General features: G+C 50.6%; 14 protein-coding genes. 7 read left to right on the top strand and 7 right to left on the bottom strand.

All coding sequences use genetic code 11. The features are described from left to right. From PGL01S_RS15740 to PGL01S_RS15755, 4 genes are all read right to left on the bottom strand, one after another. Nucleotides 1-947, bottom strand: a 947-nt coding sequence (locus PGL01S_RS15740) for an FtsX-like permease family protein (RefSeq protein ID WP_127495557.1), incomplete at its 3' end; no start/stop codon positions are given. Next, nucleotides 922-1,698 (bottom strand): ABC transporter ATP-binding protein, encoded by a 777-nt coding sequence (locus PGL01S_RS15745; RefSeq protein WP_127495558.1) that lies wholly within the window; start codon nucleotides 1,696-1,698, stop codon nucleotides 922-924. The genes PGL01S_RS15740 and PGL01S_RS15745, both read right to left, overlap by 26 nt. Before the next feature lie 145 nt (nucleotides 1,699-1,843). After that, nucleotides 1,844-2,902 (bottom strand): sensor histidine kinase, encoded by a 1,059-nt coding sequence (locus tag PGL01S_RS15750; protein WP_127495559.1) that lies wholly within the window; start codon nucleotides 2,900-2,902, stop codon nucleotides 1,844-1,846. After that, a complete protein-coding gene (locus tag PGL01S_RS15755; protein ID WP_127495560.1) occupies nucleotides 2,899-3,621 on the bottom strand; it encodes a response regulator transcription factor in 723 nt (240 codons plus the stop codon). Before PGL01S_RS15755 ends, PGL01S_RS15750 begins: the two co-directional genes overlap by 4 nt. Before the next feature lie 248 nt (nucleotides 3,622-3,869). On the opposite strand from PGL01S_RS15755, the gene PGL01S_RS15760 reads away from it, so the two are divergent. From PGL01S_RS15760 to pstA, 4 genes are all read left to right on the top strand, one after another. After that, nucleotides 3,870-5,201 (top strand): TolB family protein, encoded by a 1,332-nt coding sequence (locus tag PGL01S_RS15760; RefSeq protein WP_127495561.1) that lies wholly within the window; start codon nucleotides 3,870-3,872, stop codon nucleotides 5,199-5,201. A 39-nt stretch (nucleotides 5,202-5,240) separates the two neighbouring features. Then, complete coding sequence (locus PGL01S_RS15765) at nucleotides 5,241-6,107, top strand: phosphate ABC transporter substrate-binding protein (protein ID WP_127495562.1); 867 nt, start codon at nucleotides 5,241-5,243, stop codon at nucleotides 6,105-6,107. An 87-nt stretch (nucleotides 6,108-6,194) separates the two neighbouring features. Further along, nucleotides 6,195-7,145, top strand: coding sequence for a phosphate ABC transporter permease subunit PstC (gene pstC, locus PGL01S_RS15770; RefSeq protein WP_127495563.1), 951 nt, complete (start codon nucleotides 6,195-6,197; stop codon nucleotides 7,143-7,145). After that, a complete protein-coding gene (gene pstA / locus PGL01S_RS15775; RefSeq protein WP_127495564.1) occupies nucleotides 7,145-8,050 on the top strand; it encodes a phosphate ABC transporter permease PstA in 906 nt (301 codons plus the stop codon). Before pstC ends, pstA begins: the two co-directional genes overlap by 1 nt. A 496-nt stretch (nucleotides 8,051-8,546) precedes the next feature. Here the strand turns inward: pstA and erpA are convergent, their stop codons facing one another. Next, a complete protein-coding gene (gene erpA, locus PGL01S_RS15780) occupies nucleotides 8,547-8,903 on the bottom strand; it encodes an iron-sulfur cluster insertion protein ErpA (protein ID WP_127495565.1) in 357 nt (118 codons plus the stop codon). Nucleotides 8,904-9,200: 297 nt separating this feature from the next. Between erpA and mqnE the strand changes: the two genes are divergently transcribed. Together mqnE and PGL01S_RS15790 are read left to right on the top strand one after the other, a co-directional pair. Next, nucleotides 9,201-10,304, top strand: a complete 1,104-nt coding sequence (gene mqnE, locus PGL01S_RS15785; protein ID WP_127495566.1) for an aminofutalosine synthase MqnE — start codon at nucleotides 9,201-9,203, stop codon at nucleotides 10,302-10,304. A 71-nt stretch (nucleotides 10,305-10,375) separates the two neighbouring features. Continuing rightward, on the top strand, nucleotides 10,376-11,443 hold the full coding sequence (locus PGL01S_RS15790; protein WP_127495567.1) for an NAD(P)/FAD-dependent oxidoreductase: 1,068 nt from the start codon (nucleotides 10,376-10,378) through the stop codon (nucleotides 11,441-11,443). On the opposite strand, the gene PGL01S_RS15795 is transcribed toward PGL01S_RS15790, so the two are convergent. Next, nucleotides 11,440-11,676, bottom strand: coding sequence for a YuzB family protein (locus tag PGL01S_RS15795; RefSeq protein WP_127495568.1), 237 nt, complete (start codon nucleotides 11,674-11,676; stop codon nucleotides 11,440-11,442). The genes PGL01S_RS15790 and PGL01S_RS15795 overlap by 4 nt on opposite strands. An 87-nt stretch (nucleotides 11,677-11,763) precedes the next feature. Between PGL01S_RS15795 and PGL01S_RS15800 the strand changes: the two genes are divergently transcribed. Then, the gene (locus PGL01S_RS15800) at nucleotides 11,764-12,006 is read left to right on the top strand and encodes a NifU family protein (protein WP_015846404.1); all 243 of its coding nucleotides are present in this window, start codon (nucleotides 11,764-11,766) and stop codon (nucleotides 12,004-12,006) included. Between the two features lie 50 nt (nucleotides 12,007-12,056). Here the strand turns inward: PGL01S_RS15800 and PGL01S_RS15805 are convergent, their stop codons facing one another. Beyond that, nucleotides 12,057-12,842, bottom strand: coding sequence for an SDR family oxidoreductase (locus PGL01S_RS15805; protein WP_283094707.1), 786 nt, complete (start codon nucleotides 12,840-12,842; stop codon nucleotides 12,057-12,059). Between the last annotated feature and the right edge of the window lie 10 nt (nucleotides 12,843-12,852).

Raw genomic sequence — 12,852 nt, forward strand, 5'->3', positions numbered from 1 at the left:
TATTGGTAAATTTGATGCTTCGCACTGATCTGCATCAGATAAAACGTACCTGATGCGGTCAGAATAACCGCGCTCATAATCGAAACCATAAACAGAATACGCGCGTTATCCTTCAGCTTGTAGCCCAGCTGAGACAGAACCACCATATTCGTACGGTTATAAAAGAAAGAATGGCGTTTCTGCAGGAAACGGATCAGCAGCACGCTGAACTGCGTGAATAAGAAATAGGTACCGACCGTCACCGTTACAAGAATGAGCAGGGCCATATAAAAGAAGTTAAACGAATTTAACATAATCGCCATGACATAGCCGGAGCCCAGCGACAAAAGAGCGAGCGCAACAAGCCATGGCGAGTACAAAAGCGTCCCTTTTGGCTTGCGGCCGGCCTTAAAGAGCTCGATCAGCTCGGCTTTGCCGATCCGAAGCGAGGTAAGGACCGCGATCGCGACAAACAGAACAAAAAATCCAAGCCCCGTCATTCCGACCGCCTTCAGGGGCGCGGCGAACGGGATCGGGTCCGTGACCTTCAAAAACACCGATAAAGCCATAAAGAACAGCTTGCTGAATAACATGCCTAGTCCGATTCCGACGCCGATGGACAAAATGGCCAAGGCAATGCTTTCATAAATAACGAGCTTTCTCAGCTGCGCTTTGGTCATCCCGAATAAGGACAATAAACCAAATTCCTGCTTCCTTGTTTTAAGAAAAGCCGAGTTGGAGTACAGGACAAACAGGAAGGAGAAGATCCCGATAATGTACAGGCAGAACAACATTCCTCTTCTTACCTTCGCCGCCTGCTCAATATGCCCGTTTACCACATCCGGATGAAAAATAAACGACGAATACATATAGAAGATCAGTACGGAAAATACGCAGCTTAGGAAAAAGGCGCTGTAGGAACGCCAATTTCCTTTCATATTGCTAAGCGCGAGCGAACGGAACGTCATCGAAATTACCTCCCAGTACACTCAAAGAATCCAGAATCTGCTGGAAGAACGCCTGACGGTTCGTTCCTCTCCGGATCTCGCTGAACAGCTTGCCGTCCTTGATAAAGACAATGCGTTTGCAATAGCTTGCCGAGAACGGATCATGCGTTACCATCAGAACCGTCGCGCCTAGGCGCTCGTTCATATTTTTCAGCGCGTCCATAACATCCTTCGCCGCTTTGGAATCGAGATTGCCGGTGAGTTCGTCGGCAAGCACCAGCGCGGGCTGATGAATGATTGCCCGGGCAATAGCGGCACGCTGCTTCTGTCCGCCGGACACCTCATAGGTTCGCTTGTCCAGAATTTGATGGATATTAAGCATAATCGCAAGCGGCTTCAGCTTCTCTTCAATAACACGCGGCGCTACGCCTTCCAGCACCAGCGGCAAAATAATGTTTTCCTTAATCGTCATCGTGTCCAGCAGGTTAAAGTCCTGAAACACAAACCCAAGCTCCCTGCGGCGGAACAACGCCAGCTTCTTGTCGCTCAGCTTGCCGGGCTGTATGCCGTTAATCTCCAGCTCGCCGGATGTCGGACGGTCAATCGTGGCCAGGAGGTTGAGAAGCGTTGTTTTCCCGCTGCCGGAAGGCCCCATGACGCCAACAAACTCTCCCGCTTCAATATTAAGATCGATATCCTCAAGTGCCCGATAGGACATATTCCCTTTTGAGTGATAAATCTTTCCAATCCCTTTCGTACGCAATACACTCATCGTAACTGCCTCCCCAAGACTTTCTCATTTGTTTTGATTATGGACTCAGTATAGCTCCATCAGCCCTTATCAACCCATCGATTTACCTTTCAATTGGAGGCTTTGAACCTTACGATTTTGTCATGTTTCGATCGCATTTGCGTATTTAACGCAACAAATGGATCCCTTCAGGTCGAAACACAACCGTAACCTTCGTACCGGAACCAACCTCTGATTCGGCATGCAGCTCAAGACCGAGATTGCCGCATACCTTCTTCGCCAAGTAAAGCCCCATCCCCGTTGACTCCTCAACCGCACGTCCATTCTCTCCGGTGAAAAACGGATCGAAAATCCTTGGCAGGTCATGCGCCTCAATCCCGATTCCTTCATCTATAACTGACAGCCTGACGGCACTTAAATCGGGCTCCTTCTCAATGCTGACAATCAGCTTCTTCGAGCCCGACTTGCGCTTTGAATATTTAATTGCATTGCCGATCAGCTGGTTCAAAATAAACGTCAGCCATTTCTCGTCGGTCTCCACCACCGCTTCCCCGTCAATTCTCGGGAATATAGCATGCCGGATGCACAGCTGCTTATGCGCGTTTATGACGCTGCGGGCCGCTTCATGCAGGGGAACCGAACGGGGATGCAGATCAAACTCGATCTTGTCGAGCCTCGCCGTATGCAGCATCATATCGAGTCCCCTTGTCATTCTGCCGGTCTCCTCGCGAATGCTTTGCAGTCTTTCCGTATGGGCAGGCGGAGCATCCTGTTCCTGCAGCGCCTCCTGGACAAGCAGATCAATAACCGACACCGGAGTCTTCATATGATGCACCCATTGCAGGACGAAATGATTATGCTGCTCCTGCTGCCGGCGGTATTGGCTAAGCTCGGTCAAGTATGCGCCGTATTGCGCGGCCAATAGCTTTTGCACGGCAATCTGTTCATTGGTGATCCCGGAAGTAATCACCATCGAAGCCTTGAGCTCCGTTCCGTGTTCAATCGCATCCCGAAGCTGCTTATAGTAGCTGCGCTGACGAAGGAAGTCAACGGCTAGTCCAATAACCAGCAGGAAGCCCGCAAGCTCGGCGTAATAATAGACAAGGCCCGCGTCCGCTCTCTCATAACGAAGCTTATCGAGAGAAAACATCGCGCAAGCCAGAATGGAGCCTAACAGGTAGGTTGCGATTAGAACTTTACGGTCCCAGAGATAAGCACGAATCATGCTTGGGCCTCCCGCAAGGCGTCGGCGCTCAGCCGGTAACCTTGTCCGCGTACCGTCTCAATCGCTTTTATGATGCCGATTTCTTCGAGCTTCTTGCGCAGCCGGGTTACATTAACGGTCAGCGTATTGTCATCCACAAACTGAACATCATCCCATAACGCCTCGAGCAGCTGCTCTCTTGCCACGATTTCATCCGGTTTCTTCATAAAAGCTTCGGCCAGCAGCCGTTCGTTCTTCGTCAGCTCGGTCCGCTCTCCCTGCCATTCCAGCTCGTTGCGGCTAAGATTAAGGCGCAGTCCGTACAATTCGAGCTCCGAGGATGCCGCTGCCGAAGCGGCGGAAGCCGCGGCATATTCCCCGTAAGCCCGGCGCAGAGCTCCCTTTACCTTCGCGAGCAGCAGATCAAGATGTATAGGCTTCGAAAGATAGTCGTCCCCGCCATTTTCGATAGCCATCACCTGATCCATCTCCCCTTCGCGGGCTGATATAAACAGAATCGGGACGTTAGACCTTGTCCGAATCTGTCTGCACCAATAAAAGCCGTCGAAATAAGGCAGATTGATGTCCAGCAGCACAAGATGCGGATCATAGGACGCAAACTCCCCCAGCAAATCCTTGAACTGAGCAGCCCTTTCCGCTTCAAACCCGTATTTCTCCATCGTTGATTTCAGTATAGCTCCTATTTTGTCATCGTCCTCGATGATAAATATCCGATACATTCCGACATTCCTCCTCTTGTCATTTTTAGGATAGCAATTTCGACATTCCCTATCAACTTAGGTCTTTCTTCACAAAATCATTACAATTTCTAAATAATGGGATAATAATCCGCTGTTAGACTAGCTTTGAAATCGAAATAGTTCCGACGCGGCTTGACGGGGGGAGAAATCAAGGCCATTCATACATACCGGCGTAGTGCCGTCGGACCTAGCAACTATTCGAAAATAAGAAAGGTGACGAACTACAAATGAAAAAAGCAGTAGTCATTTCCGTGCTCGCAACAGCAATTGGAGCAGCAGCCGTTACACCAGTAATGGCGCAATCGGCCGTACAAACGGCACAAGCGGTTCAAGTCGGTTCCATTACCGTCTCCATCAACGGCAATTCCGTCGCAATCCGCACGATTGACGCGCAAGGCGTAACGCTCGCTTCCGTTCGCGACCTGGCGAAAGCTCTTGAAGCTTCCCTGAACGTTACAGGCAGCACCATTACCGTTCAATTGAACCACAATGTTGTTAAGCTGAGCGATGCCGTGACTGTAAACGGTACAGCATTCGTTGAACCGGTAAGCTTCCTTGGCAAACTGGGCGTAGGCTACTCCAACGGCAACATCACTTCGGTCAAATTCCTCGAGAATGTCGATCAAGTGACATGGGTAAACGCTTCGAAGCTGATCGCATCGATTTCTGGCGAGAACGGCCGCGAAGATTACCTGGTTGACGCTGCGACAGGCAAAAATGAACTGCTGCTTACTTCGTCGGATACATCCGAGCTGATCGTATCCCCGGACGGTTCGAAAGCCGCTTATTCCGAAGAAGACGGCACGGTTAACGTTATCGATCTGAGCACGAAACAATCGACAAAAGTAAGCACGGATACTTCGATTAAAAACGAAATGGTATTCTCGGCTGACGGAAGCTCGATCTTCTTCTTCCAAGGCGACAAAAACTCCGTTATCTGCAAGCTCAGCCTGGCTGACGGCAGCGTAACGAAAGTTCTGGAAGATAAAGTCGACTACAAAGCTAACCTTACGGTATCCGCTGACGGCACTAAAGTCGCTTACTTCCAAATCAAACAACCTGTTGTTAAAAATGACGCTACGGACGTAAGCAAGGACGATGTTACGATCGACCCAACAGGTACGGAAACGCAAGCTTTCTTCTACGACTCGGCTAAAGGCGACAACAAACCGGTTCAACTGACGAAAGACGCAAGCGACAAAGCGTTCCTGGAACTGTCCGCTGACGGTTCGAAAGCTTACTACGTAAGCATCAAAGACGATAACACGGGAAGCGTTGCTTCGGTAAACACGGCTTCTCTTGAAGCGGCATCCGTCTACAGCGCTGAAGACGTGTTCCAAATGAACCAAGCTGACGGCAAATTGATCGTCTTGACCGCAAAAGGCGATGCAAACAGCATCAGCGCCATCGATCCTGCAACAGGTACGGCAAGCAAGCTGTACAGCGTATCGGATGCGGTATCCGAGCTGATCGTATCCGGCAAAGGCGACATCGCCGCAATCAGCAACTACCAGCTGGCTGTTCCGGTTAACGGCAAATTCACAACGATTACTCGCTAATCGGCAAAAACTTAACATCTTTTTAGGAGGATAAATGAAATGAAATTGAAATGGCTTAAAGTGGCTACGGTAGCCGCTCTTATCGCAACCATCGGCTTTGGCTCCGTTCAAGCCCCTACTAAGACAGAAGCAGCCAGCAAGCTGTCCGGTAAAATCGTAATCAACGGCTCGTCCGCCCTTCTTCCGCTTACTCTTCAAGCGGCTAACGAATTCAAAAAGCTGAATCCGAAAGTTAAAATCTCCGCTTCGGCCGCCGGTTCCATCACGGGTCCTCAATCCGTGCGCAAAGGTATCGCCGATATCGGTGCGGTTGACTGGGACGCTACGAAAGCCGTTCCAGGCTTCGAAGCCTTCACTGGCCAAGTCGCTAACAAAGTAGCGGTTACTCCGTTCGCTGCGGTAGTTAACAAAAGCGTTACGGCAACAAACCTGACTACGAAACAGCTGCAAGACATTTTCTCCGGCAAAGTAACGAACTGGAAAGAAGTTGGCGGCAAAGATGCCGATATCATCGTCGTGAACCGCGCGTTTGGTTCCGGTACCCGCGTTAACTTCCAACAAAAAGCGCTGAACGGTACGGACTTTATGACAAAAGGCTCCAACTACAAAGAAGTTAAAACAAGCGGCGACATGAAAACAGCCGTTGAGTCGACTCCGGGCGCAATCGGTTACCTCGACTTCGCTTATATCACTACAAAAATGACTGGCGTAAGCATCAACGGCGTTGCTCCAACCGTAGACAACGTAATCAACGGTAAATACAAAGTCTGGGGCTACGGCTACTACATGACGAAAGGCCAACCTACAGGCGTTGTTAAAGAATTCATCAAATACGTGCAAAGCGCGAAGTTCCAAAACGGTTCGCTGAAAAAGCTGAAGTTCATCCCGCTTTCCGCAATGAAATAATCCAAGTTAATCGAATATAGGTAACGGCGGCCGTCTTTCGCGAAGCGACAGGCGGCTGCTTGCTACCGAAGGAGCCGATCAATCCATATGTTAGATACCTCACCCACTGCGGGCCAGATCGATCTGGGCGGCAGTCTTTTGACGGGAAGCGGAAAGCCGTTTGACCGCAGGAAGCGCCTGTTCGTGATGAACCGCCTGTTCCGTTACGTTTGCATTGCCTGCGCCGGTTTTGTGTGTCTTATTCTTTTCCTTATCCTTGCGCTTATGTTCCGCACCGGCGTGTTGACCTTTGGCGACGTGTCTTTCTCCGAATTTTTCTTATCCACCGAATGGAGTCCGGAGACCGAACAATACGGCGGACTGTTATTCATTTTCGGCACGTTTGCCCTTACTTTGCTGACTTTGATTATTTCCGTTCCGCTCTCGCTCCTGATCGCGGTCTTTCTGTCAACCTTCGTACCGGCCTGGCTGAAAAACGTGCTTCGTCCGGTTATGGATCTTCTCGTCGGCATCCCGTCCGTTGTTTACGGCTACCTGGGCCTCACGGTTCTTATTCCGCTGATCCGAAACGTTACCGGCACGGGCATGGGTGACGGCCTGCTTGCGGCGTCTCTCGTATTGACCATCATGGTCCTGCCTACGATCAGCCGGATCAGCGATGACTCGATCACGGCCGTACCGAAGAAATTCAGCGATGCATCCTATGCCCTTGGCGCTACCCGTTTCCAAACCGTCGTAAAGGTGCTTATTCCTTCCGCCCGCAGCGGTATTATGTACGCGGTTATTCTCGGCATGGCCCGCGCAATCGGCGAAACCATGGCGGTTGTCATGGTGATCGGCAATACCCCGCAAATCGCGGACAGCCTGCTTAAGCCTACGTCGGTATTAACGAGTAACATCGTTATGCAGATCGCTAACGTTCCGTTCGATTCCACCTGGAACTATGCGCTGTACCTGATGGGCTTCCTGCTGCTTGCCATCTCGCTTCTGATGATTGTAGGCGTACGCTGGCTGCAACGGAGAGGAGTTCAACAATAATGAGCAACGTAAACACCGCAGTAAACACAACCAATCCTTTCCGCGGCAAAAAAGGAATCAACAGCTTTAATAACCGTCTGTTTACGATTCTGGTCTGGACCGTTGGCATTGCCATCGTACTCTTTATTCTCGGCCTCCTGTTCCTTATTCTGAAGGACGGCCTGCCAAAGCTCTCTTGGGACTTCCTGTTCGGCCTGCCGAGCGAGATTGAAGAAGGCGGCGGTATCGGGCCTGCCCTGCTGAACTCCTTCTATATCCTGTTCCTGTCGCTTGTTATCGCTATTCCGCTCGGGATGGCCGCGGGTATTTATCTCGCCGAATTTGCGCCGGACAACAAGCTGATCTCGTTCGTGCGGATTTGCGTAGAGGGGCTTGCTTCCGTCCCTTCGATCATCTTTGGTTTGTTTGGTATCGCTCTGTTCGTTGAGATGTTCCAGCTTGGCCTTACGATTCTCGGCGGCGCTGTCAGCCTGGCGTTCTTGAACCTGCCGGTTCTGACCCGCGTAACGGAAGAATCGATTCGTGCCGTGCCGAAGGAACTGAAAAATGCCTCCTTCGCGCTGGGAGCCACACATTTACAGACGATCGTTCGCGTCTTGATCCCTGCAGCCATGAACGGAATTATTACGGGGATCTGTCTTGTAGCGGGCCGCGCCTTTGGCGAAAGCGCCGTTATCATCCTGACGGCCGGTGTTACAACCTCCGGCGAAATGTGGGATTTCAGCCTCTTCTCGCCGGGCGAGACGCTTGCCGTTCACCTGTGGTATGTCCAGTCCGAGGCTATCGTTCCGGACGCCCAGGATATCGCCCAGAAGTCGGCGGCGGTACTCGTGTTCTTCGTTTTGCTCATCAACCTGGTGTTCCGTATTCCTCTTTGGATGAATTCTCGGAAAATGACGAGGTAGGGCTTGATTGTCGGTTGGTGGCCACTGCGTAAGTGAACGCTCTTTCGACCGCTGTTGTATTCGGATTGTTTGAACAAGGTTTCAAGGTTACAATCCGAATACAAAGGCGGACGCTGCGCTTCTCAAGAGCATTCACTTCCTCCGTTCCACCGTCGACTTCTTTTTTAAGACCAAAACGGCGTAACAGGTAAGTATACCTCGTTACGCCGTTTATGTTATTTAGACAGGTTGATTATCCAACCTGTCTAAACAGGTCAAAAAAAGACTGGCTGCGCCAATCTTTTGCGAATGCCTTATTGTTTGATTCGCCAAACAGGCGGAGCAAAAGAATGTTCTGGAGAAACGGAGTGCTCGCTTTTGTTACCGGATCCCATCTATCCAATTTGATTCAAAGTGGATCCGGTAGCAATGGCGATTGGAAGAACATTCTTTTGCGCAGCCTGCCCCGGCCATCAAAAAAAAATGGCTGAGCACAGAATGCTCAGCCATCCACAAATCAGCAGTCGCTATCCGGTTTCCCAGCTGCCGCAGCGGTACGGAAGCTCGAGCCGCAGCCGCATGTAGCGGTTGCGTTAGGATTTTCGATCGTAAAGCCGCCGCCCATAGCCGACTCTTTCCAATCGATGATTAGACCGTATAAATACTTCAAGCTTTCGTCGTCTACGACTACTTTCAGGTCCGCGACTTCCATCGACTTGTCGTTCTCGTTCTCTTCATCGTCGAAGCCCATGCCGTAGGAGAAGCCCGTGCAGCCGCCTTCCTTCACGCCAATGCGCAGGAACAGCCCGGGTGTGCCTTCCTCCTCGAGCATTTCTTTAATTTTGTCAGATGCCGATTCACTAATCGTGATCATGCTTCTTCCCTCCTCTATATAAATAAAAATAAATGTACCGTTATAGTTACAGTATACTCCTCTTCCTCCGCTTCCTCAAGAGATGAGAGCCTTCCTATTGGAACGAGTTGAAGACTTTAGGTGTTGCCGCCTTTTGCGTACGGGTTTATAATAATGGAAGCTTTCTTAATCGGATGAGCAAGTTATTTTTTTCACAAAGGCATAGCCTGAATTTATTCCACTCTTCCTTGAACGGTAAATGGCAGCATGCCGCAGCACTACGCATAACTAACTTTTGAGAAAAAGGAGGTTGCCAAGATGAACATCGCCATTCCATCTGATAACAAGCAAATGCAGTCGATTATCGACAAAGTCCGTAACGGGGAACGCCTTACGCTTGAAGACGGTGTATTCCTGTATCAATCGGATGATCTGCTTACGATTGGGCAACTAGCTAATGAAGTAAACCTTCGCAAGAACGGTAAAAAAGTTTATTTTATCGAAAACATGAGCTTGTACTTTACGAACGTCTGCGAAGCGCATTGCGCATTCTGTAACTTCCGTAAAGACGAAGGCGCACCAGGCGCCTATACCTTATCCGGTCAAGAAATGATTGAGTACGTTGAACAGCATTTCCACCCTGGTGTACGAGAATTCCATATTGTAGGCGGGCATAACCCACATGTTCCGTTCCAATATTACGTCGATTCCCTGAAGGCATTAAACGAGCGCTTCCCAGAAGTAACGCTTAAAGCCTACACCGCTGCGGAAATCGACTTTTTCTCGCGTATTAGTGGCTTAAGCTACAAGGAAGTATTGGAAGAGCTTATGAAGGTCGGCCTCAAATCGCTGACAGGTGGAGGCGCAGAAATATTATCCGATCATTACCGCAAAAAAATGCGCGTCGATAAAGCCGACGTCAGCCAATATTTAGAGGTGCACCGCACCGCTCATAATCTTGGCCTGCGCACGCATACAACGATGCTGTACGGCTCGATCGAATCGCATGAGGACCGTATTCGCCACATGATGCAGATCCGCGAGCTGCAAGACGAAACAAACGGTTTCCAGGTATTCATTCCGCTTTCTATGCAGCCGATTAACCCGAAAGCCGGTATCCGTCGCCGCAACTCGGCATTCGAGGATCTGAAGACGATCGCGATCAGCCGCCTGATGCTGGACAACATTCAGCATATTAAAGCTTACTTCATCAACATCGGCACGCAGCTGACTCAGGTCGCTCTGACGATGGGCGCATCCGATGCTCACGGTACCATTGTAAAAGAAAAAATCAGTCATGCGGCGGGCGCTCTTACGCCGGAAGGCATTACGCGTGAGGATCTCTTATGGCTCATTAAAGGAGCCGGACGTATCCCAGTGGAGAGAGATACGTTCTATAACGAAATTAAAGTATATGAGTAATCACGCGGCTAGACGCACATATTAGGCACACAACAAGTCATTCATCATTATGGAGTTGGGTAGGGAATCATATGAGAAAATTTGTTATTTTGGGCGGCGGTTACGGCGGCCAGGCTATCGCGGCAGACGTGATCGAGAAACAGCTGCCAATCGACGTTGAAGTCATCCTCGTGGACCGCATGCCTTATCAAGGCCTTAAAACAGAATATTACGCACTTGCAGCCGGAACGGTTTCAGATTTGGATATCCGCGTAAAATTTCCGCAGGACCCGCGTCTGACAACCCGGTTTGGGGAAGTTGTAGATATCGATCTGGACAAAAAGCTTGTTTATCTGGAAGGTCAAGATCCAATCGATTACGAGTGGCTCGTAATCGGACTTGGCTGTACGGATAATTACCACGGCATCGAAGGCGCGGAAGAGTTCTCAAACAGCATTCAAACTCTTTCGAATGCACGCAAAACTTACCAGATGCTGAACGACGTGAAGCCTTACGGCCAAGTGTCGATCATCGGCGGCGGCCTTAGCGGCGTGGAAGTGGCTGCAGAGCTGCGCGAAGCCCGTTCCGACCTGAACATCCGCATCATTGACCGCGGACCAAGCGTCATGTCGGCCTTCCCTGGCTCGCTGCAGAAGTTTGTGGCTTCCTGGTTCAGAGAGCATGAAGTTGAGATGCTCAGCCATATTTCGCTCTGCCGCATTGAGCAAGGCGCATTGCACGACGCGAATGCGAATCAAACGATCCTTACCGACGTAACGGTATGGACAGCCGGCATTCAGCCGATTGAGATTGTACAGCGCATGAATCTGCCGAAGGACAAACAAGGCCGGCTTATCATCAATGAGTTCCATCAGCTGCCGGATTACACCGATGTGTTTGTTTGCGGCGACTGCGCGTCTCTGCCATTCTCCCCTAGCGGGCAAGCGGCCGGCGCGCAAGGCAAGCAAATCGCGGAAGCTATCCATGCCATTTGGAACAACAAAACGCCTAAGCTTGGCAAAATCAAGCTGAAGGGCGTTATGGGCTCCCTTGGCAAGAAGAGCGGCTTCGGACTCATGGGCAGCACGCCAATGATGGGTAAAATCCCGCGTTTGATCAAGAGCGGAATTCTCTGGAAATCGAAACGCCACTTTGGTTAATTTTGCTTTAAACTGATGGCTTCGCGAATGCGGCGTTCCAGATCCTCTATGGATTCGGCAGCGATAATGCTGCCGTCAACTAACGCGAATGGCTTTAAATAACATTCTCCGCAGTTGCCAAGACAACCGTATTCGACCACCTTCAGCCGATCGTCTAGTTCATACTGCTTCATAAGAGCTTCCGTTCCGTGATGCATGTTGCCGTTGCAGAACTCGATAAGCGGTTTTGACAATTTTTAGATCACCTGGCCTTAACGGTTGATATCCATTTTCATTCCTCGCACTTTGTACTATAATAGGGGAGAAAGGAGATGATTGCAATGAGTCAAGCACAAGATACAATGTACGACGAAGTATTGGACGTACTGGATAAATTGCGTCCGTTCCTGCAACGCGACGGCGGTGACGTAGAACTGGTAGACGTAGAGGACGGTATCGTTAAACTTCGTCTGATGGGTGCATGCGGAAGCTGCCCAAGTTCCACGATTACACTGAAAGCCGGTATCGAGCGCGCGCTGCTCGAGGAAGTTGAAGGCGTACAGGAAGTTGTTCAAGTATTCTAAAATGCAAGAGTCTTGCCCGCTTTAAGCAGGCAAGACTCTTTTTTTGTTCCTTATAATCCGATTATGTTTGAACGAATCGCATCGAAACCGCCGGTTACGTTTATAACGCTGCCGGTCAAATAATCCGATCTCGATTGGCAAAGGAATCCGATTACCCTCGCGATATCTTCACCGGTTCCCGGTCTGCCGACCGGCGACTCGAATTCCCTCTCGCACGCCGCCTCGTCAATCGTCCGCTCCTTGTTAAGGCCTCTAATATCGCCGGGTGCTATCATATTGACGGTAATGCCGGAGGGCGCCTCTTCGACCGCTAGCGATTTGGTGAACGAGACGAGACCGGTCTTCGCCGCCGCATATACGGCCCTGTGAGGCCATGCCCTGGCTTCATCCGCATGTCCGAAGCCAAGATGGATAATACGCCCCCAGCCGCGCTTACGCATGCCTGGAAGCAGCTTATGGTCCAGCAGCATTACGCCAAGCAAATTACCGTTTAGAAGTTGAATGATAGCGTCCTCATGATAATCCGCGAACAAGCGCCGCTCGCGTATAAACGGGCCTGCGTTGTTCACCAGGATATCGATGCCGCCATTCCAGGCTTCCGCTTCGGCTGCCAGCTGCGCTACCCCTGCCGGAACGGATATATCGCCTTGTATGGCGGTTGCTCTTACGCCAAGCCGCTCGATCTCGCGCTGAAGCTCCAGCGCTTCCTGCCTGCTCTCCAGATAGTTTAACACGATGCTGCAGCCAAGACTTGCGAGCTGCAATGCAGTCCGTTTGCCAAGCCCTTTGGCGCTTCCGGTTACAAGCGCCGTTCTGCCCATCAGCTCCACGAGCATTCCTCCTCGC

It is taken from the genome of Paenibacillus glycanilyticus NBRC 16618 (assembly GCF_004000805.1).
Taxonomy (GTDB): Bacteria; Bacillota; Bacilli; order Paenibacillales; family Paenibacillaceae; genus Pristimantibacillus; species Pristimantibacillus glycanilyticus.

Excerpts from the sequence above, each read along its gene's own strand:
- PGL01S_RS15805 (WP_283094707.1), bottom strand. The coding sequence starts at position 12,842 with ATGCTCGTGGAGCTGATGGGCAGAACGGCGCTTGTAACCGGAAGCGCC.
- PGL01S_RS15790 (WP_127495567.1), top strand. The coding sequence starts at position 10,376 with ATGAGAAAATTTGTTATTTTGGGCGGCGGTTACGGCGGCCAGGCTATC.
- pstA (WP_127495564.1), top strand. The coding sequence starts at position 7,145 with ATGAGCAACGTAAACACCGCAGTAAACACAACCAATCCTTTCCGCGGC.
- PGL01S_RS15800 (WP_015846404.1), top strand. The coding sequence starts at position 11,764 with ATGAGTCAAGCACAAGATACAATGTACGACGAAGTATTGGACGTACTG.
- pstC (WP_127495563.1), top strand. The coding sequence starts at position 6,195 with ATGTTAGATACCTCACCCACTGCGGGCCAGATCGATCTGGGCGGCAGT.
- PGL01S_RS15745 (WP_127495558.1), bottom strand. The coding sequence starts at position 1,698 with ATGAGTGTATTGCGTACGAAAGGGATTGGAAAGATTTATCACTCAAAA.
- PGL01S_RS15765 (WP_127495562.1), top strand. The coding sequence starts at position 5,241 with ATGAAATTGAAATGGCTTAAAGTGGCTACGGTAGCCGCTCTTATCGCA.
- PGL01S_RS15750 (WP_127495559.1), bottom strand. The coding sequence starts at position 2,902 with ATGATTCGTGCTTATCTCTGGGACCGTAAAGTTCTAATCGCAACCTAC.
- erpA (WP_127495565.1), bottom strand. The coding sequence starts at position 8,903 with ATGATCACGATTAGTGAATCGGCATCTGACAAAATTAAAGAAATGCTC.
- PGL01S_RS15755 (WP_127495560.1), bottom strand. The coding sequence starts at position 3,621 with ATGTATCGGATATTTATCATCGAGGACGATGACAAAATAGGAGCTATA.
- mqnE (WP_127495566.1), top strand. The coding sequence starts at position 9,201 with ATGAACATCGCCATTCCATCTGATAACAAGCAAATGCAGTCGATTATC.
- PGL01S_RS15760 (WP_127495561.1), top strand. The coding sequence starts at position 3,870 with ATGAAAAAAGCAGTAGTCATTTCCGTGCTCGCAACAGCAATTGGAGCA.